A 25,727-nucleotide genomic window follows, 5' to 3' on the forward strand; every position below is an offset into this window, starting at 1 on the left:
TGAGTTTTTCGAGGGATAACCTGTGGCGGAAATAAAAAAAGTTTTAATTCCTGATATCGGTGATTTTAAAGACGTTCCGGTAATCGATATCCTGGTGAAGCCCGGCGATGCCGTCAGTGTGGAAGATTCGCTGATAACGCTGGAATCCGACAAAGCCACCATCGAGATCCCTTCGCCTTATGCGGGAGTTATCAAGGAGATATTTGTCAAAGCCGGCGACAAGACATCCGAAGGTAATGCCATACTCGCCATTGAGATAACTGGGGATACGCAAACGGAGGCTGCTGGACAACTTGAAGCCAGTACAATTTCTGTGCAAACGGATACTGCTTTATCCGCACCGGCAAACCTGCCGGAAGCGGCTCAAGAAATACCCAAACCGCTACCGCAACAAGTCGCAACCACTCGCATTGTTTTTTCCAAAGCGCACGCCAGCCCGTCGATCCGGCGTTTTGCGCGGGAACTTGGCGTGAATCTCGACTTGGTGACGGGCAGTGGCCCTAAACATCGCATTCTAAAAGAAGATGTTCAAGCGTACGTGAAAGCCGAGCTTGCAAAATCCAAGACAAATGGCAATGGAACCGCACTGGATTTGCTGCCGTGGCCGCAAGTTAATTTTGCAAAATTCGGTGCGATTGAAATCAAGTCACTGACGCGCATTAAACAAATTTCCGGCGCCAATCTGCATCGGAATTGGGTGATGATTCCTCATGTCACCCAGTTTGATGAAGCGGATATCACGGAACTGGAAGCCTTACGAAAAGAATCGAATGAGCATGCCAAAACCAGTCCGGTGAAACTGACGCTTTTAGCTTTTTTAATGAAAGCATTGGTGGCGCCGCTGAAGAAATTTCCGGAATTCAATGCATCGTTGGATAGAAATGTCGAGGGTGAACTCAATCTGATCATCAAACACTATTATCATATCGGTTTTGCAGTCGATACCGCCAATGGCCTGGTTGTGCCGGTGATTAAAGATGTCGATCAGAAAGGAATTATCACGATTGCGGAGGAATTGACCCGGTTATCGTCGCTGGCCCGGGAAGGAAAAATCAAGCCAGCCGACATGCAAGGCGCCAGTTTCACCATTTCGAGTCTCGGCGGCATTGGAGGGACTGCGTTTACTCCGATTATTAACGCGCCGGAAGTTGCTATTTTAGGGATTTCAAAAGCCGGTATTAAACCGGTTTTTCGTGACAATCAATTCATTCCGCGCTTAATGCTGCCATTATCGCTATCGTATGATCACCGCGTCATTGATGGCGCCACCGCAGCACGGTTTACAACGCATTTGTCGGAAGTGCTGACCGATATGCGCCTGGCTTTACTCTGATGATTTCGCATTGTTATTGATAAAAGGTGCCAATTATCAATAAACTGCCTTTAACCGGCATCTATGGCGGCACATTCGATCCGATCCACTTCGGTCATTTGCGGATTGCCGAAGAGCTGTGCGACATGATCGGTTTCCGCAAAATTTCCTTTGTACCTTCAGGCGTTCCCCGTTTGCGGCAAGCGCCCGCAGCATCCAGAGATCATCGCGCAGCAATGGTGCGTCTGGCAATCGAGGATAATCCGAGATTCGAATTGGATACCCGGGAAATCAACCGGCCGGGTGTCACGGCGACGGTGCAAACATTACGGGAATATCAACATGAAGCAGGGGATAATGCCGCACTTTGTTTTATTCTGGGGATCGATGCTTTCACTAAGATCGATCATTGGACCGAATGGCCGGAATTATTCAATTTGTGCCATTTTATTATTGTCCCTCGCCCTGGCTTTACTTCATTGAGAGAAACCCGGCAATTGTCTGCCGCCGTTCAGCAGGAACTTTTCTCCCGCCATATCGTGAACGGCTCTGATTTAGCCCTTCAATCCAGCGGTTTCATCTATACTGCACAGACTTCGATGCTGGAGATATCCGCATCGCAAATCCGAACATTGTTTTCCACCGGTAAAAGTGCTCGCTACCTGCTTCCGGAGAAGGTGCTCGGCTATATTAAAAGCAACCGGTTATATACCTGAACAATATGAATTCTAAAGAACTTATTACCCATGTGATTGATGCGCTGGAAGAAATCAAGGCGCGCGATATTGAGGTGATCGATGTCGCAAAAATCACTTCTATGTTTGAATACATTGTTATTGCCAGCGCCGATTCGACCCGGCAAGCAAAAGCGCTCGCGGGCAACGTGCAAGAAAAAATCAAGGCCGCCGGCGGTAGGGTCTACAGCGTGGAAGGAGAACAAACCGGAGAATGGCTATTGGTCGATCTGGGAGACGTAATCGTGCATATCATGCTGCCGGCCATTCGTGATTATTACAACTTAAAGGCTTTATGGTCGGGCCAGGTTGCGGTTTCATCCGATACCGCTTGATAATTGGCAATCATGAAACTATTCATCATTGCCGTGGGAAATAAGTTGCCTGACTGGATCAACAGCGGTTATAACGAATATATCAAGCGGCTGCCAAGAGAAATCATGATCAATCTGATTGAGGTGAAACCCGAAAAACGTACCGCCGGAAAGTCGATCGAGCAGCTATTATCGTCAGAATATCAGCGAATCAAGATCGCGATGCCGCCGCAATGCCAAATCAAAGTACTCGATGAACGCGGTCAGCATCGGTCCACCAAAGAATTTGCGCTCGCTCTGCAAGAGTGGATGGTTCGCGGCGATCCGGTGGCGTTTGTGATCGGTGGCGCTGATGGTCTTCACCACGATATCAAAAGCGCCGGTAACGAATTGATCGCGCTGTCGAAACTCACTTTGCCGCACGGGCTCGCCCGGGTATTGCTGGCGGAACAATTATATCGCGCGGTATCGATTATCAAGAATCATCCCTATCACCGGGATTGATTATTGGCAGTTACCGTGAATCACGAACAATTCTCTTCATTGTAAGATGCAAAAACTGATTGATCGCAACCGCCACTTAATGTTTCTTTGATTGTAATTTGCTCTCTTTATGTTTCTTGATAATCAAATATACCTCGCTTCACGAAGCCCCAGAAGGCGCGAATTGTTGAGACAAATCGGCGTGAAATTTAATTTATTGATGATGCGTGAAACCGCTGGCCGCGCTATCGACATTGATGAGCAACCACTCGATAACGAAGCGCCAACGGATTACATTTATCGGATTACACGAACCAAAGCCAGTGAAGGCTGGAATAAAGTGTTGCAACGGCGCCTGCCGATTTTTCCGGTGCTCGCGGCCGATACCGTTGTGACGATAGACGGTTGCATTCTCGGGAAACCGCGCGATAAAGAGGATGCCGTGGAAATGCTGAAAACCTTGTCCGGCCGCTCGCATCAAGTGATGACCGCGATAAGCGTCGCGGTAAACGATGTTTTGCAAATCCGGCTATCCACATCGACAGTCCGCTTTCGTGAACTCAGTGAAAAAGAAATCCGGAATTATGTAACCAATCATCATGTGCTTGATAAAGCGGGCGCTTACGCGATTCAAGGGATGGCGGCAGCATTTATCGTGGATATTTCCGGCAGTTACAGCGGGATTATGGGGTTGCCCCTCTATGAAACCGCGCAGTTACTGGAGGAAGCGGGTATAACAATCATTTGATCAGGCAATTTATCGCACGTTATAAAATACCAAAAATTGAAATGCACGCTCGAAATCACTCAATTGATTTATTGGAAATAATTCGTCACTGGCATGAGTAATGAAATTCTGGTGAATATCACACCGCAAGAAACCCGGGTGGCAATTCTGGAACAAGGGGTGACGCAGGAATTACATATCGAACGCACCAGCGGCCGGGGTATCGTCGGGAATATCTATAACGGCCGCGTCAGCCGGGTTCTGCCGGGCATGCAATCGGCTTTCGTCGATATCGGCCTAGACCGGGCGGCATTTCTGCACGTAGCCGATATCCGCAATTCAGCGCAAGAGGGAGATGTGGTCAAGCCGATCGAGAAGCTCCTGTATGAAGGCAATTCCATTCTGGTGCAAGTGATCAAGGATGCGATCGGCACCAAGGGGGCGCGGCTCTCGACACAAATCAGCCTGGCAGGGCGGCTGCTGGTCTATTTGCCGCAAGAATCCTATATCGGCATATCGCAGCGGATTGAAGACAACAGCGAACGCGAAATGCTCCGTGAAAGACTGCAGCAAATCCTGCCTCCCGAAGAAAAGGGCGGGTATATCATCCGCACCATGGCGGAAACGGCGGACGAAGATGACTTGCGCGCCGACTTCGAATATTTGCATCGGCTGTGGCACGATATCGAGCAGCAATCGATCTTGATTGCGGCGCCGATGCTGTTGTATCAGGACCTGGACTTGAGCCACCGGGTGCTCCGTGATTTTGTCGTCGGCGATACCGGCCGCATTCTGGTGGATTCGCGTGAAAATTATCACCGCCTGGTGCGGTTCGCCAGGAATTACATGACCAATATCGCTGAAAGAGTGACGTTGTACACCGGCGACCGGCCGTTGTTCGATCTCTACGGCGTTGAAGAAGAGATCGGCAAATCGCTGGCGAAACGCGTCAATTTGAAATCGGGCGGCTATGTCATCATCGATCAGACCGAAGCGCTTGCCACGATGGATGTGAATACCGGCGGTTTTGTCGGCATCCGCAATTTTGACGATACCGTTTTTAAAACCAACCTTGAAGCCGCGCAAGTCATTGCCAGGCAACTGCGGCTGCGCAACCTCGGCGGCATCATCATCATCGACTTTATCGACATGGATTCCGAAGAGCATCGTAACGCGGTTCTGGCGGAGCTGAATAAGGCGCTGCAAAAAGACCGGACCCGTATTACCGTCAGCGGATTCAGCGCGCTGGGGCTGGTCGAGATGACGCGTAAACGCACCCGCGAAAGCCTCGCGCAGGTATTGTGCGAAACCTGCCCGACCTGCCAGGGGCGAGGGGAGATTCGAACCGCCCAAACCGTCTGTTACGAGATTCTGCGTGAATTGTTGCGCGAAGCCAGGCAGTTCGAAGCCAACGAATTTCGCATACTGGCATCCCAGCAAGTCATCGACCTGTTCCTCGACGAAGAATCGCAAAGTCTGGCGCAATTGGGTGATTTCATCGCGAAACCGATCAGCCTGCAAGTCGAAGAATCGTATACGCAGGAACAGTACGATGTCATTTTGATGTAGCGGCTGGCATTATGCCAGCCACAAAGCTGAAATCAGCGGATCGAGAACTGCTTCATACCCCGCAGGCAGATCGGTTTGGCCGGTTTCCGGACGCGCGAGAGTCGCCATGACTGTCACCAAATTTTCAATGTTCTGATGTTGTACCGTGAAACCATTCGCAGTCGTGAATTGTTCAATGAGAGGATTTGATTTTAAATACCAATCGTTGATGATCAATTTGTCATGGGTACCGATGATGCTGACTTCCAAGTTATCCCCAATATGCTGGAACCAGATTTGATCCGGATTGATAGCCGGTAAAAAAGTCACTCGATCGGCGGTATCAATCGCAGAATCATCTTCGATGATCGTATCTTTTCCATATCCGCGCCCGAAAACGTAAGAGTCATTTCCTACGCCGCCGACGAGGATGTCCTTGCCGTACCCGCCATCCAGCGTATCATTTCCGGTTTCACCATATAGCGTATCCGCGCCGCCATCCCCAAAAAGCGAGTCGTCTCCGGCCCGGCCCCACAAGTCATTCGCGGCTTTATTTCCTGTAATCGCATTATTTTCTGAGTTACCAGCGCCGGCAATCGCTGAAGCACCGGAAAGTGTAAGATTTTCCAAATGATCACCGAGAGTGTAAGCAACCGATGCAATTACCGTATCATGGCCGCCGCTAAATGGTTCGACTGCTAAATCACCCGGGTGATTAACGATGTAAATATCATCGTCATCGCCGCCATACATGATATCTGCGCCGCTCTTGCCGTCGAGTTTGTCGTTGCCGGCATTCCCAATTAGTACGTTGTCAGCGCTGTTTCCGGTCAATTCATTATCCAGTTCATTGCCGCTGCCAGTAATTTTCTCAGTTCCGGTAAGTATCAGATTTTCAACGTTGCTTGTAAGTGCGTAGCTAATGCTTGATCTAATGATGTCAATTCCTTCAAGAGGATATTCGATAACATTATCTTCTAAATGATCGGTCCAGTAGATATCATTTCCGGCTCCACCAGTCATAATGTCGATGCCTTTTCCGCCATTCAACCGGTCATCGCCGCCTTTGCCTTCCAGCACATCATTACCGGCGAAACCGCTCAGCATGTCATTTCCATTTCCGCCAGTCAGGATATCCGGTTTTGAAGTACCGCTCAGCGTAAGATTTTGAGCCGCGATGTTGATATCGAAGGTGTCTGATACTGCTAAATTTTCAACATCGTTAGCTGTGATCATTATGCTCAATGTGTCCGATGTAATCGGTATTCCACTGAAAGTACGTGTGATTTCATCGAAATGAAGCCAGGCGGGCAATGGGTTGCCGTCCGCCAGTGAGGCGACAAATCTGAGCGTATCACCCTCGAAGTCAATGAATGCGCCGGGATCAATCGAGAAATTAAACACTGTTCCTTCAAAAGCGGATTGATCCGGGATAGCAGCGAGTAACACTGGCGCTTGATTACTATTCGCCAGTTTGGTTTTGACTGTCGCCAGATCCCAGGTTGCACCATTTTCGTTAAATGTGATCCGTTCAACGGAGAAGGGCGTGATACCGTCGTTTTCCAAGTAATTCTGGACAGTGAGTGTATCGTGGCTACTGATAATAGTAAGAACTAAATTATTGCCGGAGCGGCTGAGGCGTATATCATCGGGGAAAATCCCATAATCCAGTAAAATCGTATCTATTTTACCGGCACCCGTGTCATAGCTGTTAACCGTATCGTGACCGGAATTCTTGCCGAACAAGTAGACATCGTTACCACTGCCGCCTGTTAGAAAATCATTGCCGGTACCGCCGTTCAGAACATCGTCGCCGCCGTTGCCATTCAGCGTATCGTTTCCACCTTCGCCATAAATCACGTCATTTTCATTCCGGCCTGCGATAAGATTATCGGTATCTTGTGGATTCAGTTCCGGTACAGGAGCGGCAAGCGCTAGCAATTCCGGTAAAGTGAGTACCGTACCGTCATCAAACTGTACGCGCTCAAGCCCCATTCCAGGCAAATCGGTCGAGTTCGGTAAAACGATTTCGACGCCGCCGCCTGCCCACGACATGATAAGGGTAGCGTGCGCGGTTTGGCTGTACAATACGTCGGCAAATTCCTCGACGGCACCTTGCCAGTAATCACGTGCTCCTTCGACCACACGTTGTCCCCAAGCAAAGCGAATGTGATCCGGGTCAACACCGAATAATTTCAAAGTATCCTGTGCGATCGGACGTGGCTCGAGCCGGTTACTTAAGTACAGATAAGACTCGAGGGTTTCGGCGCCGGTGTTTTTGATTTGCCATAATTGCGTTCCGGAATCCCAAATGGTATCGACACCGGAGTCATCTGCAAATACGCCATAAGTGTCCTGGCTGAATCGGCCATCCAGGTAATCATTGCCGTCACCGCCAATTAAAGTATCTCTCGCATAACTCCCATACAGTTTATCGTTTCCTGAATTGCCGTAAAGAAACCCGCCAAGATTCGGCGCTGTATCGGCAAAATAGAACACTTCATCATTCAATCGAATTGTTCCGGAAGCATAGAGAGTATCATTCCCGCCACCACCGTCAATTAGTGAGATTTCGCTTCCCCGGATCAAGTCGCTGTGGCCGCTACCGTTACTAGACTGATAAAAATTCCCTTTCTTAAAGCCTTCAATGATATTGTCACCGGCGCTTCCCTCTATACGCTCGATCTGTGTATCAACAGCGACGGTTGTTTGCAAGAAACTCCGGATCGCATCAGGCGTTTCCGGAAACCGGTTGTCGGCAATGAAGCCTATCAAGATATCGCCATCGTAAACAGGGTACATACCGTTGATGCTGGTAACGCCTATCGGCAGACCTTGATTGTTGGTGATCCGATGCCATTCGAGAATAGAAATGAATCGCTGTTCGAACGGCGGTAGGTCTTCCGGTATCTCCAGAGGCGGTGGTTGGACGAGATTGACTGTCGTGACGGACGAATCCAAACCGTCAGATAGACGGCGAATCGTGGGCGCATCATTCACGGTGTCGATTATCGTAAAGCGTTGTTCAGCAATGCGGACTTCATTTTCTGAAATCGAACGCCCACGATAAGTTGTATCATCGATTCGTGTATATAAACCAAAATGCGGATCTCCCGCGTTATTTCTCAGGTCATTTAACCATTGCGCATGCGCGGCATCCAGGAAATCCGTTTTGAGTTGCGTGATATCGATGGTCGGCTTCGGTTTGGATAACCACTCGGCCAGATCCACGACAACATCATTATCTGCGTGAATGTTCCAGATTTGTTCTGATTGAAAATAATCTTTCAGCGTCAATGTCGTACCGCCGCCTCGTAGCATCAGAACCAAATCATCACCGGTTCGCACGTGCCGTAAATCATTCAGTGATGTATCTGCGGTCAATTTTATAGTGTTCGCACCGGTTGGATCCTCGACGACTACATCGTCACCGAGTGAATTCCAGCCGAACGGATAGCTATCAACGCCATCGCCGCCGAGTAATAAATCGTTACCTTCATTACCTTCCAGGCTATCGTTACCCGCGTATCCTTCGATATGATCATCGGCGGCCGTGCCTGTAAGAATGTCATCGCCCATTGTGCCGCCGAGAATACCGGTTGCGAGCATCGCCATTTTATTGGCATCGATGAGTGAAGAATCGCTCAGTCGCAATGCTGCGACATTGGGTCCTTGAGTAAACCAGTCTTTGAAAAGGATACTGTCCTGAGTACCTGCAATCCGCATCATTAGACTGCTATCGGCCAGCTTGAAGAAACGAAGATCCGTTGCAGCGATACCGGCTCCCAATTGCACCATATCGCCGACAGCATCATCCGCGGTTGCGATAATGATAGTGTCAGCGCCGTCTCCGAGATTGAACATAAAAATATCATCGCCGCTGCCGCCGGTAAGAAGATCGTCACCAATACTGCCTTGCAAGGAATCGCTGCCGGCTTGCCCGAATAACGCATCATTGCCTGATCCGCCCATAAGTTTGTCATCGCCGCCGCCGCTAAGGAGATAATCGTCACCGCCGTAGCCGTTAATGGTGTCGTTGTTGATGCCGCCTTGGATTAAATCAGCGCCCTTGCCGCCGTATGCTTTTGTAACCGGCTGTTCAGTATTTCCGGCAAAGGTGGATAAATTCAGAACAACCGCTTGATGCAAATTCTCGCTGACCCAAGCTTCCAAATCGATTGAATTGCGGCCGTGATCAAACTGGAATTGCGCATTCATGCCATACAGCGCATCTTGCAGATCCAATGTGCCACCGGTGTTAAGGAAGATTTGCAGAGTACTGGTTTCACCTGACCAGGCAAGATTCATCAATCTGCCTGAAGTTGCGGCATTGGCAGCCGCGGTCGCAGCAACTGAGTCCTGAGGATCGGCATTGAATTTAACTGAAAAATCCGCTTGAGGAATGGCGGTGTTGGTTTCAGCCAGCAAAATCGTATTCTGGCCTTCCAGATCGCTGATGAAATCGCCGGCTTCAACATCAATATAGATATCATTGCCCGCGCCGCCGAATAATCCGTCGTTTCCAGTGCCGCCAACCAGCGTATCGCTACCGCCGCCGCCTATCAGCAGATCATCATCGTTGCCGCCGTCGAGATAATCATCGCCATGGAATTGCAGAGAAATTCCATTGTCATCGCCAACCAGGATATCTCTTCCAGCATCGCCGGATAGATAATCGGACCCCCCGAATCCGATCAGCTGATCATTACCGCTACCGCCGTTTAAATAATCGTTGCCATGCAGCGATGGATCAACTCTGCTAGGGTGATTATCGCCAAATAACGCATCATCGCCGTCATTCCCCAATATAGTATCGTTGCCGGCGTCGCCGAAGGTGACATCACTATCGGATCCGGTATCGACAAAATCGTTACCACCGCCTGCGAAAATCCAATCTCTACCGGCGCCGCTTGAAATTACATCGTCACCGCCTGAAATCATGGCGGTTTCGGCAGGTGACACGCTGAATTTGTAATCCCGGAGGTACGTGATTAATTTGTCCTTGGTATCGGTTGATCGCGTGACTTTCCAATCGCGATCCGCCAATTCAATGTTGCAGTCGCCTTCAATGGTATCGTCGCCGCCCAGACTAATCAAAATATCGTTGCCGTGACCTCCCATCAAAATGTCGTCTCCGGCATCGCCGATAAGCGTATCGTCGCCGGTATAACCATCCAGCAGATCGCCTCTTTTACCGGTTCCGGTTTGCGTGTTGCTCAGCAAATAAGCCGTATCCAGACTGTATTCGGTGTCCGCATACAGCCGGTCGTTGTGCAAGTGCCCTTTAACGATATCGTTGCCGCTACCTCCCAGCACGATATCGTCGCCAACACCGCCTGTCAGCATATCGTCTCCACTGCCGCCCTCAATTCTATCTTTGCCGTCTTTGCCATCGATTTCGTCATTACCGCCGCGACCCCGGATATGATCATTCTCAGCGCTGCCGTACAAAAAATCTTCGCGATCAGGATCTTCTTCCGCGCCGACGATAAGATTACCCAGTTCATCATAATCCATCGGTTCTTCGGGTTTTAAATCACCGGTAATGACATGATCCAGAACCGGCGTATCGGCAGGGGCATTATCCCCGAGTGTGATACCCAGTTTGCCGTCGCTCCAATTTTTAATTCTGACTCTGGCGCTATTGCTGGAGCCGACAAAGCTTACAAGCAAATCATTGGATCCGTTCTCTTGGGCCACGAGGAGATAGACTAAATCGTTCTGCAGATCCATCCATGATCCGCCCACCTTGATCCAGTTTTTATTGCTACCGACACCGCTTCTGCCTTGTGCGATGACGGCACCGAATTGAATGACACCGAGTCCGTCGGTATCCAATACCGTATCGGTACCATGACCGGGATTGATGATATAGGTATCTACCCCGAACCCACCTTCCAGATAATCATTACCCTCAAGGCCTTTCAGTGTGTCATCTCCACCACCCCCATATAGGTGATCTTCAACAGCGGAAGCAGCCGGGTTGTCCGCGTCACCTCCGCCAAAGAAATAACGCGGTGTTTCAGCAGTTAATTCGCCTTGAGAAATCTTGTAACCGGAAGTGACATCTTCAAAATAATCATTGATGTTTTGAAAACTATGGTTGTTTGAACTGAACGTAACCGATGAATCCAGCGGATTTTTGTCCTCGGTATTGAACCAATTCTTGCGAATCAGCATGGTCATGCGATCCACTAAATACGCGGATGTTAACGCGCCATTCCCCGATACTGGATCAAAACGCGCCAATGCATCGCTTCCGTTAAAAATGCTGTAATCGAGATTTTCGTTTTCCAATATAAAAGGATTCAGCGCAACCAATGCAAAGCGGGCTGCCAGCCCTTGCTGGTCATTTCTTTCCAATTTGGTAATGAATTCACCCGGAGATAGATCGGATAGCATCGTCAATTGAGCCTTTCCCGCCAGTTCTTGAAATTTTGCACTGTTCTGCAGCTCATAAAGACTTGAATAGAATTTATCGCGATTACCCGTTTCCGTTTTCTGAGTATCAGCCAATGCAATCTTGCCGTCCGCGGAATTCAAAATAATGATGCGCAATGCATCGAGCGCGGCTTCCAGCGTTTTGCTGTTCGATGCCCCGATGACATCCTTGGTCGAGCCGAATGCGTCGACCAGGCTGCTGAGCTTCGGCAATTCCAGACTAGGAGCCAGTTGCGAAAAAATGGAGTAAATGGCTAAGGCATCAGTTAATACTTGTTGGCTATGATTGCGTGCTCCGGGAGGATTGCTGATATCGGAAGCCATTTGGTCTTCGATTATGATGTCAACCGGCGGAGCGACATCGAAACCGAGACCCGCGATGGGACTGACACCCGTTGCCGCGATGATATTGCTGATTTTAGATTGATCGTAGGCGGGGGCAAGACCCATCCAGTCAAGCACGGTATTGATAAAAGGCCCTGTGAAACCACCTAATCCCGGCGCATTAAAAAGATAAGCGTGAGAAACATTATTAGTAAAAAGCGGATCGTCGGCTAAGCCAATCGCCAGAAAACCACCCATACTGTGGCCAGTGACAGTGAACGTTGGGGATAATGTGCCATCGTTCAGCCATTCTGTAACTTTAGCTTTAAGGCTATGATATTGCGGATGCAATTGAGTACTGCCAAATAGCATAATATCAAAGACTCCAGTAGCAAAATCTCTGACATCGTTAATCTCAGTACCTCGTACGGCGAGGAAGGTTTCTCCGGAAACTTTGTCGATAAACACTGTTGCAGAAAGGCCGGTTATTGGGTCGTTATATTGACGATCGGCTATACGGTAGGTGGAGGCGAAAATATTTGCTTGACTAGTAGAAAAATCGGCATCTCTCAACTCAGCTTGAGTTGGTATATCCGAAGTAAAGTTAGCATAAGCAGCTAATGCCAATTCTGCTTGTTTAAAATATTCAATTTGTTGCCCCATGACCTTCTCCTGGTTATTTTGTGAAAATTAGCTTGTTTAAATCTGCATCCGTTTCTTCGGGGCAACGAAATGCTGGCATATGCCACGGTCCTGGCACGCCTCCACCACGCCTTGCATAATGGGTAATTTCTCCGAGTAATTTGCGATCGAATTGCCGATAAACTAAGTAACGATATTTGACTAATTCTGGATTTCCTCTTATTAAATAGTCTGTATATGATTCGTAATAATATTCATCTTCAGGCTTAGCAATCTCCTTGTAAGGAATGCTTATAAAGCCGAGTTGAGTAAACCGCTCCGCCGGCAACTTTACCGTTTCATAAACTTTAATCCCTCCATCAATCGCGCAAAGTCGTTTTACTTCCCTGTCCAGGCGGTCTTTTTCTGTAAAAAAAGAGGCATAGATCAGAGTTGAAGCGAATGCCAGCCAAAAAATGATTCTCATAGAGATAATTCCTTGATAGTGTGAGGTGATATTAAGCGGAACGCAGTGCGCCGTTGCTTATCCATTCAAACCAGGATGCAATGCTAACGGCACTAAATCAAATTAAAGTGAATATATTTTTAGATGTAATATTTGTGCGATTGTTATGATGAATGATTCTTTTATCAAAGGCCTGCCATGGCAAGTTATCAAATTTACGCAGGGATGGTTTCCGTAATGGAGCACTGCTGCAATTGCTCGAGTTTTCTTTTTCGCTGTCAAGCGTTATGACGCGACAAGCCACTCGAATTTTTCTTTCACTGGCATTTTTCTAATCCCATCGATGCGCGTCTATCTATCATCGACATTAAACGATCTGCTGGTCGAGCGGCAAGCAGTCAGGAATGTGAGCGGGGAGTGCATCGTGGTCGAGAGTTATACTGCCGGCGAGCGCAGCGTCGGGGTAGTTGCCTCGTCGATGTGGCCAGCTGCGATTGTATATCGGGATTGTCGAGCGGCATTATGGAAGTAAACCGTCCTGAATAAGTATGATTAATTGTGAACTTATCAGTAGGGTTAATTGTCTTTGTCACCAGTAACGTCGTTAACCTAGTTCCCGAGATTGAATTGGATAGGTATACTTGATTTGTTGTGTCATTATGTAACCGATAATGTAACAAGTATAAAATTTAAATTCATTCAAAATGCTCAGGGATCAAGTTGTATGGGTGATCGGGAGATCGATCAACAGTTAGTAGAAAGAGTTCAAGCCGGGGATAAGCATGCATTTGATCTACTAGTTATTAAGTATCAACGTAAGCTCGCACGTTTATTGTCGCAATTTATACGTGATTCGGCCGAAGTTGAGGACGTTACACAAGAAGCTTTTATAAAAGCCTATAGAGCGTTACCCTCATTTCGTGGTGATAGTGCTTTTTATACCTGGCTATATCGGATTGGCATTAATACCGCCAAGAATTTTCTAGTATCTCAAGGTCGTAAATTGCCAACCTTGCAAGGTTTTGAGAACGAGGACGGTGATGACTTCGAGGATAGCGGTTTATTAAAGGAAATGAATACTCCTGAAAGTGAACTGATGAGCCAACAGATTGCTCAAACAGTTAATCAGACTTTAGATTCATTGCCTGAGGAGTTAAGAACCGCGATTGTCTTAAGAGAGATTGATGGGTTAAGTTATGAAGAAATTGCAAATATTATGAATTGTCCCATTGGGACCGTACGTTCGCGCATTTTTCGTGCGCGAGAAGCGATATCTGAACAATTGCGTCCTTTGCTGGGGACAAGTAAAGACAAGAGGTGGTAAGGTGAAAAATAAGTTATCTTCATTTATGGATGGTGAGCTTGAACAGAAGGATATATCAAATGTTATTACTGCGATCAAAGAAGAAGGTGAATTGTATGAGCAGTGGAAAATTTATCATTTAATTGGAGATTCACTGCGGCAATCATCACGACTATCGATGAATATTTCTCCTAGCGTCAGTAAGAAATTAAAATCCGAGCCCACCGTTTTCTCTCCAGTTGTTTCAATGACCTCAACCAGTAATACTAAAAAACAAAGATATAAGGTATTTGCTTTTTCAATTGCAGCCTCGGTCGTTGCCATGGTTTCCGGATGGTTGGTGATGCAAAACATATATGAACCACCAACTTTATTAATTGCTGAACAAACCAATCGTGAAAGTAACTTGAATGTTGCGCCTGCCATGGTTTCAACTCCACCATCTATTCATAATTTCTCGCATCCGCCCATTGAAATGAATGACTATCTGTTTGTTCATCGGGAATTTTCACCAGGGGTAACTCCGCGAGGACATGTAACCACTGTAAACAGTGCTACTGAATATCATGAAAGATATGGGAGATGATGGGGGCATAATAGTCGGATTGTTTCTATTCTTTTATTATTTGTTTACATGCAGCATGGGCACAAGAGTTACCACCTTCTTCGGAAGGCTCGTTAGCTTGGATAAAAAATGATCAGTGCACTCCGCCAATACAATTTCTCGAGCACATCTACGTATCATACGGATCATCCAGATAGAAGCCTTTCGTATTTCTCACAAAATTGATGTCCGGTGAGTATCAAAGAATCGAAGTTATAGGTGAGCGCGTGCGCCCGCAATGTTTTTCGTCGTAATGATGAAATCAAATATTTTTTACCGGCGAGCATGATTCACACGAGAAAACACGGGTTTTGAAAGTTTCTTCTAAATTACATTCCACATTTGCTTGATGATATTGATGAGAATTACTATAAGGATGAATATGGCATTCTCGATATAGGTTGTTGGATTGAACGTTCAATTACCGCTAAATCTTTTCATAAAATAACTGCTAGTTCCGTACCGTAAGGATCAGTGCCATGTTTCAGTTTCTATTTTTTCCATTAGCATTATTCTCAACTTTTGTTTATGCGCAAGCTAATGAGCTTCCCGACTTTACAGGACTTGTTGAAAAACATGGGGCTGCAGTAGTTAATATTAGCGCCGTACAAAGCGCGAGCACATCAAATAATCAAATGATTCCTGAGTTGCCAGGAATCCCGGAGAATTCTCCTTTTTATGAGTTTTTCAAGCGGCATATGCAGCCGTTTCCAGGGCCGCGAAAATCGGAACCGAAGTCTTTGGGATCGGGGTTTATCATTAGTTCCGATGGTTACATTCTGACGAATGCACATGTAATTGAGACTGCGGATGAAATTACCGTGAAACTCAATGATAAGCGTGAATATGCTGCAGAGATTATCGGCACCGATCGGAAAACCGACATTGCACTGATCAAAATCGATGCGACCGACTTACCCGAAGTGACACAAGGCAATCCGGATAATTTAAAAGTCGGTGAATGGGTGATTGCCATCGGTTCTCCATTCGGTTTTGAACACAGTGTAACGGCAGGGATTGTGAGTGCAAAAGGACGTTCTTTAGCTCAGGAAAATTATGTTCCGTTTATTCAAACCGACGTGGCTATTAATCCCGGCAATTCGGGTGGACCATTATTTAACATGAAAGGTGAAGTGGTTGGAATTAATTCCCAGATTTACAGCCGGACTGGCGGGTTTATGGGACTATCATTTGCCATACCTATCAATGTTGCAACTGAAATCGCTGATCAATTGAAAGACAGCGGCAAAGTAAGCCGTGGAAGAATTGGTGTGATGATTCAGGAAATTACCAAAGAATTGGCGGAATCTTTTGGATTATCCGAAAGCAAGGGCGCTCTGGTGGTATCAGTTGAAAAAGGCAGTCCAGCAGACCGGGCTGGTATAAAAGCGCGCGACATTATTCTGTTGTTTGACGAGAAAGAAGTTGCGACATCTGCTGACCTGCCGCGGATAGTCGGAAATACCAAACCGGGTTCAAAAGTGTTCCTGCAAGTCTGGCGGGATGGTGCTTTGAAAAAAATCAAGATCGAAGTCGGGGATACGCCTTCTGATAAAGCCGTGGAAAAACGTAAACAAAAACCGGACATAAAGACCGAACGCCCGAATCGTTTGGGGTTAATATTGAGTGAAATCACAGTCGCGCAAAAGAAACAACTGGAGATCGCAAATGGATTGCTGGTCGAGGATATGCAACCGGGAATTGCCAGCCAATCAGGAATACGTATCGGGGATATTATTATGGGTTTTAATAGTAAAGATATTAGAACCCTTGAACAGTTTAACGAGCTGCTCAGTCAAGTGAAGAACGGAAAAAATATCGCTTTATTGGTTAAGCGAGGCGAAATGACGACTTTTATTACGATGAAACTTACTGACGATGACAACAAACCATAAATCGGATTCGGATGTTTCTGAACCCGCAAAGACATTGATATTGTATGGGCGTGAGGAATGTCATCTTTGTCAGAACATGATACTTGCATTACGAGAGTTGCAAACGCAAGTATCATTTGATTTTCAAGTCATTGATATTGATAGCGATCCAAGGCTGGTTGCTTTGTATGGAGAGAAAGTCCCCGTGCTGATGTCGACGGCTACCGATCAGGAAATCTGCCACCACTTTCTGAATTTAGCAGCATTAGATGATTATCTTGCTAAATTTCGTTAGAATGCTGCCTCTTTTATCTATTGATACAATATTTTAATTTCCGGATTGATTTTTTCGTTTGCTCTGGAAGTTAATTTAAATAATTTCATATCTCAATGCAGCATATTCGCAATTTTTCCATCATTGCCCATATTGATCATGGCAAATCTACTTTGGCGGACCGTATTATTCATTTATGCGGTGGTCTTTCAGATCGCGAGATGGAAGAGCAAGTGTTGGATTCCATGGACTTGGAGCGTGAAAGAGGCATTACCATCAAGGCCCAGACCGTAGCATTGCAATATAAAGCAAGAAATGGTCAAGTTTATTTGCTAAATCTGATTGACACACCCGGACATGTCGATTTCTCTTATGAAGTTTCACGTTCACTGGCGGCTTGCGAAGGTGCATTGCTGGTAGTTGACGCGTCGCAAGGTGTGGAAGCGCAGACAGTCGCCAATTGCTATACCGCAATTGAGCAGGGTGTCGAAGTTATTCCAGTATTAAATAAGATCGATTTGCCGGCGGCGGATCCCGATCGCGTCATCCAAAACATTGAAGATGTCATTGGAATTGATGCGCAAGATGCAGTGCGTGTCAGCGCCAAGACCGGGCAAGGTGTTGAAGATGTGCTGGAAGCTTTGATCGCAAAGATTCCCGGTCCCGCCGGTGACCCGAATGCGCCGCTTAAAGCACTGATTATCGATTCATGGTTTGATAATTATGTCGGTGTCGTGGTTTTGGTCAGAGTGATGGAAGGCACGCTTAAACCGGGTGAGAAGATGTTGCTGATGGCGACGAAAGCCGAGCATCTGTGCGAACAGGTGGGCGTATTTGTTCCCAAATCCCTGCAACGCGAATCTCTCAGTGCAGGGGAAGTGGGATTTATCATTTCCGGTATTAAAGAGCTCGATGCGGCAAAAGTGGGCGATACGATAACTTCTGTTTCGCGCCCGGCGGATAAACCGCTACAGGGCTTCAAGGAGATCAAGCCGCAAGTGTTTGCCGGGTTATATCCGGTCGAATCCAATCAATACGATGCATTGCGTTCAGCGCTTGAGAAACTGAAACTAAACGATTCATCGCTGCATTTCGAACCAGAAGTTTCGCAAGCGCTGGGTTTTGGTTTCCGTTGCGGTTTTCTGGGGTTGCTGCATATGGATATCGTGCAGGAACGGCTGGAACGCGAATACGATATGGATTTGATTACCACTGCGCCAACCGTGATTTATCAAGTGCTGATGCGAGACGGGTCGGTCATTGAAATTGAAAACCCATCCAAGATTCCCGATCTTTCAAAAATCGCTGAGATACGTGAACCGATCATCACTTCGACCATTATCGTACCGGAAGAATATCTTGGCGCCGTGATCAAGCTGTGCGTCAGCAAGCGTGGTAACCAAACCAATATGCAATATATGGGCAAGCAGGTGATGTTGACTTATGAGATGCCGCTTAATGAAGTCGTCATGGATTTTTTTGATCGCTTGAAATCCACCAGCCGCGGTTATGCATCGTTGGATTATGAGTTCAAAGAATTCCGGGCTTCCGATCTCGTCAAGCTCGATGTATTGATCAATGGCGATAAGGTTGATGCGCTGTCACTGATAATCCATCGAAGCAATAGCCAATACCGGGGCCGTGAATTGGTGCAAAAAATGCGCGAACTAATCCCGCGTCAAATGTTTGATATCGCCGTTCAAGCTGCAATCGGAGCGCACATCATTGCGCGCGAGACGGTTAAAGCGTTGCGCAAGAATGTGTTGGCAAAATGTTACGGTGGCGATATAACCCGCAAACGAAAGTTGCTGGAGAAACAAAAAGCAGGTAAAAAGAGGATGAAGCGGGTAGGTAATGTGGAAATTCCGCAAGAAGCATTTCTAGCAATTTTGCAGGTTGATAATAAATAATGTTGAATAAAAATGTTGACCCAGTCTCCAGCTTTAAACAGAAACTGGCGTGCGTAAATGAAAAACAAACTCAAATGAAATCAAGGGATTTATTATGAATTTTCCCTTGATTTTGTTTGTATTGCTTGTCGTAACAGGCATAATCTACTTATTGGATTATTTATTCTGGAGTAAGACGCGCGCTGAAGGTGAAAGTGAACCTTGGTGGATCGAGTATCCGAAAAGTTTCTTTCCAATTATTCTGATAGTTTTCAGTTTACGGTCGTTTGTGATTGAGCCATTTAAAATTCCATCCGGCTCGATGATTCCCACACTGCTGGTTGGTGATTTTATCTTGGTTAATAAATATACCTATGGAATCAGGTTGCCAGTAATCAATAAGAAAATTATCGATGTCAATGAGCCGCAACGCGGTGATGTTCTGGTTTTCCGGTACCCGGAAGATCCAACAATCGATTACATCAAACGCGTGATCGGAATCCCCGGCGACACCATCACGTATCATAATAAGCAATTAATCATTAATGGTGAAGTTGTTAAGCTGGAATATGAAGGCGACTATAAATATATCGAGTCGGGATTGGGATATATCTATGCCGATCGATTCACGGAATATCTCTCTGAAAAAAATCACTCTATCCTGATTAACCAGGATGTGAAAGGAATTCAGTATGCGAATGTCAGGCAATTCGAGTTTCGCGATAACTGCAAATACCGGCGATCGGGATTTACTTGCGAGGTGCCTCCCGGAAGTTATTTCACGCTTGGAGATAATCGCGACAGCAGCAGTGATAGCCGATACTGGGGATTCGTTCCGGAAGAAAATATTGTCGGGAAAGCTTTCATGATTTGGTGGAATTTCAGCGATCTAAGCCGTATCGGGCTGTCTATCGATTAATGCTTGATGCATTTTCATTAAAAAGGAGCAAGCATGAGATATCACAATACGCTTCACAAGCAAAAAGGTCTGGGGGTTTCAGACCTGTTGCTGTGGGCGGTGGTTATCGTAATGCTCGCTATTTTCGCTTTAAAAGTTGCGCCTGCTTATTTTGAGTATTTCTCGATAAAAAGAAATCTCACATCCATTTCCAAAGAAACCAATCCGCAAGCTCCGGATTTACAGCAAATCAGGATGTCTTTCGTCAAGCGCGCTTCCGTCGACAATATTAAATCCATCGGTGCTCAAGATATCCAGATGAAAAAAGAAAACGGGCGGCTTGTTTTAAGCGCGAAATACACTGCAAAAATACCGCTTGCGGCTAATATTTCATTAAACATTGATTTTCAGGCTGAGAATGATTGATATTTGGAAATACCATGACTCATGGAGCCATGCAGACAGATAATCAATTTTTAGCGGCATTTTGCAAGCGCCTTGGTTATTCCTTTAGCGATCCTAAATTATTGCAGGAAGCTTTGACGCATCGAAGTCATAGCGCGCCTCACAATGAACGGCTTGAATTTCTTGGCGATGCGGTGTTGAATTGCGCCATCGCTGGCTTGATCTATAAAAGTTTTCCGGATTTACCGGAAGGGCATTTGTCGCGGTTACGTGCAAATTTTGTCAATCAAGCGGCTCTCTCCAATGTTGCACTAAATTTGCAAATCGATAAACTGATGAAATTGGGAGAGGGCGAATTGAGAAGTGGCGGGGCGAGCCGGCCTTCGATACTCGCGGATGCATTCGAAGCCATCTTAGGTGCTATCTATTTGGATAGCGGTTTCGAACAGGCGGAACAAGTTATCAGCCAGTTGTATTCGCCTCTTTTCCAAACTATTGATTTGAAGACACAGGGAAAAGATTCCAAAACATTGCTGCAAGAATTTCTCCAAGGCCGCAAATTAGCGTTGCCGGAATATAATGTCGTAACAACAACAGGTAAAGCGCACAAACAGAAATTTCAGGTTGAATGCATGATTCCATCGTTTGACATCCGCACGATTGGAGAAGGCGCAAGCCGGCGGGGCGCGGAGCAAGCGGCTGCCAAACTAGCGTATGAAAAAATCTGCTTGCCTCATGAACGCCAATCCTGAAGCGTTGCATCTGGTAATGCTGCACATTGAATAAGTTTTTCCCGAATGATTAATGATAATGAGTTTCGTGCTGGCTATATCGCAATAATCGGCCGGCCAAATGTTGGCAAGTCAACCTTGTTGAACAAGTTATTGCATCAAAAAATTAGCATCACATCCAAAAAAGCGCAGACGACACGTTTTAGGATTCACGGGATTCTAACGGATCAACAAGCGCAGTATATTTTTGTGGACACACCGGGTTTTCAGACTCAGTATACTAACCGGTTGAATGCATTCATGAACCGGGTCGTGACTCAAAGTGTGCAGAATGTTGATGCCATATTGTTTGTCATTGAGGCAATGCGCTTTGATCAAAGAGACCGTGATGCGCTCAAAATCTTACCGAAGAATATCCCGGTCATACTGGTGATCAATAAGATTGATAAGGTTGCAGATAAAAATCAGCTGCTGCCTTTCTTGAACAGCATTGCAGGAGCTTTTGATTTCTCTACCATCATACCGGTCAGTGCCACGCATAAAATTCAATTACCGGAATTGCTCAATACGATCCGTGGTTTCTTGCCGCGAAATCCGCCTATTTATGAAAAAGATGATATAACAGACCGCAGTGAACGATTTTTGGCCAGTGAATTTATCCGGGAAAAATTGTTTCGCTTGGTTGGTGATGAAATACCTTATTCAACCAGTGTCGTGATCGATCAATTTAATGTGGAAAATCATTTATATAAGATTTATGCCACGATTCTTGTCGATAAAGCGAATCAGAAGACAATTTTGATTGGAAAGAAGGGTGAAAAACTGAAACAAATCGCGACCGAAGCGCGTAAGGATATGGAACGATTGTTCAGTGAGAAAGTGTACTTGGAAGTTTGGGTAAAAGTTAGAAACGGTTGGGCGGATAGCGAAGCAACGCTGAAAAGCCTTGGATATGAGTGAGGGAAAAAAGATTGATATCACGATTGTATGGGAAATTGCAGCACCATGATTGAACTGGGTGTCAATATTGATCATGTTGCAACACTAAGGCAGGCACGGGGAACGGCTTATCCGGATCCGATTGCCGCAGCGCTGATCGCGGAATCTGCGGGTGCGGATGCCATTACGCTGCATTTGCGCGAAGATCGCCGTCATATTCAAGACCGTGACGTGGAGATATTGCGCGAGCGGTTAACGACCCGGATGAACCTGGAAAGCGCTGTAACCGACGAGATGATCGCCATCGCGTTAAGAATTAAACCGCATGATATTTGCCTGGTTCCGGAGAGGCGCGAGGAACTAACGACGGAAGGCGGACTCGATGTGATCCGGCACTTTGATCAAGTCCGGCATGCGTGTCTGCGATTAAAGGAAGCAGGAATACGGGTTTCGTTATTCATCAATGCCGATCCGCGGCAGATCGAGGCGGCTGCGCGCGCGGCTGCGCCGGTCATTGAAATTCACACGGGCAGTTATGCCGATGCACCCACGATTGAAATGCAGCAGCTGCAATTCTCTGCGGTGCAAAAGGCAACTGCCCTAGGACTTGATCTGGGGCTGAAAGTCAATGCCGGTCATGGATTGCATTATGAGAATGTGCAAGCGATTGCCGCACTTCCCGGAATCTCTGAATTAAATATCGGTCATGCCATCGTAGCTCGGGCGATTTTTACCGGTTTCAAGCACGCCGTTGAGGAAATGAAACGACTGATGATCGAGGCGCGGCAGTGATCTACGGTATCGGAACCGATATTGTCGAATCCACCCGGATTGCGCAGTCGCTGGAACGGTATGGCGATCGCTTCGCCCGGCGCATTTTAACGGATCCGGAGTGGCGGGAATATCATAACAGCAGTAAACCAATCGCATTTCTGGCGAGCCGGTTTGCCGCCAAGGAAGCTTTATCCAAAGCAATGGGCACCGGACTCCGTCACCCGGTTAGTTTGACATACATCACGATAAGCCACGACAATTTAGGGAAACCTTTTTTTCAATTTCATCCGGAACTGAATCAATTGATCAGCGATAAGGGTATTATCCAGCATCATCTGTCGATTAGTGATGAAATCAACATGGTTTGTGCATTTGTAGTATTGGAGAAGTAATTGTGGCGCTTGGGCCCGTCATGCTTGATATTGCCGGTACGGAACTATCCGAGGATGACATCAAAAGGCTGACTCACCCGCTCACCGGTGGCGTTATTCTTTTTACGCGCAATTATGTCGATCACCGGCAATTAACCGGATTAACCCGGCAAATTCATGCGTTACGCACCCCTCACCTGTTGATTGCAGTGGATCATGAAGGCGGGCGTGTGCAGCGTTTTCAACAGGATTTCACGCAATTGCCGGCTATGCGTGAACTGGGTAAAGTGTGGGATAAACAACCTGCCAAAGCCCGTCATCTTGCTAGACAAGTTGGTTATGTATTAGCCGCTGAATTGAATGCTTGCGGCGTCGACTTCAGTTTTACTCCGGTATTGGATATCGATCACGGTCAGAGCAGCGTGATCGGAGATCGTGCTTTTCACAGCAACCCGCATGCCGTGTCGGATCTGGCGCATCAATTGATGCTGGGACTTAAGCAAGGCGGTATGTTGGCAATCGGCAAGCATTTTCCCGGACATGGCTATATTCGCGCCGATACTCATCTCGAAAAAGCTGTCGATCAACGTTGTTATAGCGAGATCGAAGCAAATGACTTGATTCCGTTTCAACATCTGATTGATAGCGGAATTGCCGGTATTATGCCGGCTCATGTGATTTATACGGAAATCGACCCCAATCCGGCTGGGTTTTCTAAAATCTGGTTACAAAAAATTTTACGGAAGACGCTGGGGTTTGAAGGATGCATTTTTAGTGACGACCTCAACATGCGCGGCGCCGGAATACTCCTCGATTCAATGCTGTTACGAGCGCAGACCGCTTTAACCGCAGGATGCGACATGATATTGGTGTGCAACAACCCGGCGGGTGCGGACGAAGTACTAAATGGGTTGCGCTGGGAGATGCCGGCGGCAAGTTTGGCCCGGTTGGCGCGTTTGCATGCAAAGAACCAAACCGGTTCCATGACGAAGCTGCGCGAACGCGGAGATTATGTGCAAGCTGTCCGGGAAATCAGCGGCATTGGGTGTGGAAGCGGCGAATTACCCTTGTAGTAAGGTTGCCACAAAAAACAGCGAATGACGTAGAAGATCAATATCGCTCAGGTTTTTTATTTTAAAATTACTTTTTTTAAGCTATTTACGTAGGATGAATTATGTCAGAAACATTTGATGTCGCGGTCATTGGTGCAGGCCCTGGTGGTTATGTTGCAGCTATTCGGGCTGCGCAGCTTGGATTGAACACTATTTGCATTGACGAATGGAAGAACTCAAAGGGGAAACCAAGTCTTGGCGGCACTTGCCTGAATGTTGGCTGTATTCCTTCCAAGGCGTTATTAGAGTCTTCGGAAAAGTTTTTTCAGATCCGGCATAAAGTTTCCGCACATGGGATTACCGCGCAGCAGGTTACAGCGGATATTCCCGTGATGATCGCGCGTAAAGACAAGATTGTTACCACATTCACGACCGGTATCGCGTCGCTATTTAAAAAGAATAAAGTGAAGTCGATGCATGGGCGCGGATCGTTATTGACGCATGATGCATCGAACAATCTCTGGACAATTAAAGTTGACGACAATGGCGCGATGGAAACGATTCAAGCGAAGCACGTGATCGTGGCCACCGGCTCGACACCGAGACCACTGCCGTTTGCGTCCATCGACAATGCCATGATTCTGGATAACGCCGGTGCTCTGGCGTTAACGGAAGTGCCCAAGCGATTGGGTGTCATCGGCGCGGGAGTGATCGGCTTGGAAATGGGGAGTGTATGGCGCCGCCTTGGATCGGAAGTGACTATTCTGGAAGCCATGCCGGGTTTTTTGATGGCTGCGGATGAACAGATCGCCAAGGAAGCTAAAAGTTTGTTTGCCAAAGAGCCGGGGTTGCAGATTAATACCGGTATTAATATCAATTCGGTCAAGCTATCCGGAGACTCAGTGGTGGTGAATTATAGTGACGCCAATAACCAGGAACAGCAACTGGAAGTGGATAAATTAATCGCGGCGATCGGGCGGATTCCGAATACCGCCGGTTTAGGCGCTAAAGAAGCAGGCTTGGCTTTGGATGAACGCGGTTTTATCGTGGTCGACGATTATTGCCGAACTAATTTGACGCATGTGTATGCCGTGGGGGATGTGGTGCGAGGGCCGATGCTGGCGCATAAGGCATCCGAGGAAGGTGTCGCGGTCGCAGAAATGATCCAACTGATAGAACAAGGCCATGAAAATCCGCATGAAGCAGTTGATTTTAATACCATACCTTGGGTGATCTACACGGCACCGGAAATAGCTTGGGTGGGAAAAAATGAACAGCAACTCAAAGCCGCGGGTATTGCCTATAAAGCCGGCCAGTTTCCATTTATAGCCAATGGACGCGCCCGGGCAATGGGTGAAACAAGCGGTTTTATCAAAGTTTTGGCGGATGAACAGTCGGACCGGATACTGGGTGTTCATATGATAGGACCGCATGTTTCGGAGTTGATCACAGAAGCGGTCGTGGCAATGAAATTCTCGGCCAGCAGTCAAGACATTGCTTGTATTGTCCACGCGCACCCATCGTTATCCGAGGTTTTTCACGAAGCAGCACTTGGTGTGGATAAGCGCGCCTTACACATTTAAAGTAAACGCCAGGCAGATTTTTCGCTCTCTTATCCGGGCTTAATGATACTGGGTTGATTA

General features: G+C 47.0%; 22 protein-coding genes. 20 read left to right on the forward strand and 2 right to left on the reverse strand.

All coding sequences use genetic code 11. The features are described 5' to 3' along the window. Positions 1 to 22: 22 nt before the first annotated feature. From aceF to rng, 6 genes are all read left to right on the forward strand, one after another. On the forward strand, positions 23 to 1,333 hold the full coding sequence (aceF, locus tag RBH92_RS06915) for a dihydrolipoyllysine-residue acetyltransferase (RefSeq protein WP_307933855.1): 1,311 nt from the start codon (positions 23 to 25) through the stop codon (positions 1,331 to 1,333). Positions 1,334 to 1,359: 26 nt separating this feature from the next. Then, positions 1,360 to 2,028 (forward strand): nicotinate-nucleotide adenylyltransferase, encoded by a 669-nt coding sequence (gene nadD / locus RBH92_RS06920; RefSeq protein WP_307933856.1) that lies wholly within the window; start codon positions 1,360 to 1,362, stop codon positions 2,026 to 2,028. 5 nt (positions 2,029 to 2,033) lie between these two features. Then, positions 2,034 to 2,381, forward strand: a complete 348-nt coding sequence (gene rsfS, locus RBH92_RS06925; RefSeq protein WP_292924512.1) for a ribosome silencing factor — start codon at positions 2,034 to 2,036, stop codon at positions 2,379 to 2,381. Between the two features lie 12 nt (positions 2,382 to 2,393). Continuing rightward, entirely contained in the window at positions 2,394 to 2,864 is a 471-nt protein-coding gene (gene rlmH, locus RBH92_RS06930) for a 23S rRNA (pseudouridine(1915)-N(3))-methyltransferase RlmH (protein ID WP_307933857.1), read from the forward strand. A gap of 109 nt (positions 2,865 to 2,973) precedes the next feature. Next, positions 2,974 to 3,591 carry a Maf family protein gene (locus RBH92_RS06935; RefSeq protein WP_307933858.1) on the forward strand — a complete coding sequence of 206 codons (618 nt, stop codon included), beginning with the start codon at positions 2,974 to 2,976 and terminating at the stop codon, positions 3,589 to 3,591. A gap of 93 nt (positions 3,592 to 3,684) precedes the next feature. Beyond that, positions 3,685 to 5,139, forward strand: coding sequence for a ribonuclease G (gene rng / locus RBH92_RS06940; RefSeq protein WP_307933859.1), 1,455 nt, complete (start codon positions 3,685 to 3,687; stop codon positions 5,137 to 5,139). Between the two features lie 9 nt (positions 5,140 to 5,148). Here rng and RBH92_RS06945 read toward each other — a convergent pair whose 3' ends face one another. Both RBH92_RS06945 and RBH92_RS06950 read right to left on the reverse strand, forming a co-directional pair. Then, positions 5,149 to 12,546 carry a calcium-binding protein gene (locus RBH92_RS06945; RefSeq protein WP_307933860.1) on the reverse strand — a complete coding sequence of 2,466 codons (7,398 nt, stop codon included), beginning with the start codon at positions 12,544 to 12,546 and terminating at the stop codon, positions 5,149 to 5,151. 13 nt (positions 12,547 to 12,559) lie between these two features. Further along, entirely contained in the window at positions 12,560 to 12,991 is a 432-nt protein-coding gene (locus RBH92_RS06950) for a hypothetical protein (protein WP_307933861.1), read from the reverse strand. A 322-nt stretch (positions 12,992 to 13,313) separates the two neighbouring features. On the opposite strand from RBH92_RS06950, the gene RBH92_RS06955 reads away from it, so the two are divergent. From RBH92_RS06955 to lpdA, 14 genes are all read left to right on the forward strand, one after another. Further along, complete coding sequence (locus tag RBH92_RS06955) at positions 13,314 to 13,502, forward strand: hypothetical protein (protein ID WP_307933862.1); 189 nt, start codon at positions 13,314 to 13,316, stop codon at positions 13,500 to 13,502. Positions 13,503 to 13,694: 192 nt separating this feature from the next. Continuing rightward, positions 13,695 to 14,294 (forward strand): RNA polymerase sigma factor RpoE, encoded by a 600-nt coding sequence (gene rpoE, locus RBH92_RS06960; protein ID WP_292924504.1) that lies wholly within the window; start codon positions 13,695 to 13,697, stop codon positions 14,292 to 14,294. 1 nt (position 14,295) lies between these two features. Beyond that, entirely contained in the window at positions 14,296 to 14,859 is a 564-nt protein-coding gene (locus RBH92_RS06965) for a sigma-E factor negative regulatory protein (protein ID WP_307933863.1), read from the forward strand. Between the two features lie 497 nt (positions 14,860 to 15,356). After that, a complete protein-coding gene (locus tag RBH92_RS06970; RefSeq protein ID WP_307933864.1) occupies positions 15,357 to 16,772 on the forward strand; it encodes a DegQ family serine endoprotease in 1,416 nt (471 codons plus the stop codon). After that, positions 16,756 to 17,046, forward strand: coding sequence for a glutaredoxin family protein (locus RBH92_RS06975; protein WP_292924500.1), 291 nt, complete (start codon positions 16,756 to 16,758; stop codon positions 17,044 to 17,046). Before RBH92_RS06970 ends, RBH92_RS06975 begins: the two co-directional genes overlap by 17 nt. A 95-nt stretch (positions 17,047 to 17,141) precedes the next feature. Further along, on the forward strand, positions 17,142 to 18,935 hold the full coding sequence (lepA, locus tag RBH92_RS06980; protein ID WP_307933865.1) for a translation elongation factor 4: 1,794 nt from the start codon (positions 17,142 to 17,144) through the stop codon (positions 18,933 to 18,935). Between the two features lie 94 nt (positions 18,936 to 19,029). Beyond that, on the forward strand, positions 19,030 to 19,833 hold the full coding sequence (lepB, locus tag RBH92_RS06985; protein WP_292924497.1) for a signal peptidase I: 804 nt from the start codon (positions 19,030 to 19,032) through the stop codon (positions 19,831 to 19,833). Positions 19,834 to 19,866: 33 nt separating this feature from the next. Next, the gene (locus RBH92_RS06990; RefSeq protein ID WP_292924495.1) at positions 19,867 to 20,238 is read left to right on the forward strand and encodes a DUF4845 domain-containing protein; all 372 of its coding nucleotides are present in this window, start codon (positions 19,867 to 19,869) and stop codon (positions 20,236 to 20,238) included. A 29-nt stretch (positions 20,239 to 20,267) separates the two neighbouring features. Next, positions 20,268 to 20,969 (forward strand): ribonuclease III, encoded by a 702-nt coding sequence (rnc, locus tag RBH92_RS06995; protein ID WP_307933866.1) that lies wholly within the window; start codon positions 20,268 to 20,270, stop codon positions 20,967 to 20,969. Positions 20,970 to 21,014: 45 nt separating this feature from the next. After that, positions 21,015 to 21,908, forward strand: a complete 894-nt coding sequence (gene era, locus RBH92_RS07000; RefSeq protein WP_307933867.1) for a GTPase Era — start codon at positions 21,015 to 21,017, stop codon at positions 21,906 to 21,908. Positions 21,909 to 21,953: 45 nt separating this feature from the next. Then, positions 21,954 to 22,679 carry a pyridoxine 5'-phosphate synthase gene (gene pdxJ, locus RBH92_RS07005; protein ID WP_292924553.1) on the forward strand — a complete coding sequence of 242 codons (726 nt, stop codon included), beginning with the start codon at positions 21,954 to 21,956 and terminating at the stop codon, positions 22,677 to 22,679. Next, the gene (gene acpS / locus RBH92_RS07010) at positions 22,676 to 23,053 is read left to right on the forward strand and encodes a holo-ACP synthase (protein WP_292924491.1); all 378 of its coding nucleotides are present in this window, start codon (positions 22,676 to 22,678) and stop codon (positions 23,051 to 23,053) included. Before pdxJ ends, acpS begins: the two co-directional genes overlap by 4 nt. 2 nt (positions 23,054 to 23,055) lie before the next feature. After that, positions 23,056 to 24,105 carry a beta-N-acetylhexosaminidase gene (nagZ, locus tag RBH92_RS07015; protein ID WP_307933868.1) on the forward strand — a complete coding sequence of 350 codons (1,050 nt, stop codon included), beginning with the start codon at positions 23,056 to 23,058 and terminating at the stop codon, positions 24,103 to 24,105. 101 nt (positions 24,106 to 24,206) lie between these two features. Beyond that, positions 24,207 to 25,667 (forward strand): dihydrolipoyl dehydrogenase, encoded by a 1,461-nt coding sequence (gene lpdA, locus RBH92_RS07020; protein ID WP_307933869.1) that lies wholly within the window; start codon positions 24,207 to 24,209, stop codon positions 25,665 to 25,667. Positions 25,668 to 25,727: the final 60 nt, after the last annotated feature.

The sequence above is a fragment of the Nitrosomonas sp. sh817 genome (assembly GCF_030908545.1).
Classification (GTDB): domain Bacteria; phylum Pseudomonadota; class Gammaproteobacteria; order Burkholderiales; family Nitrosomonadaceae; genus Nitrosomonas.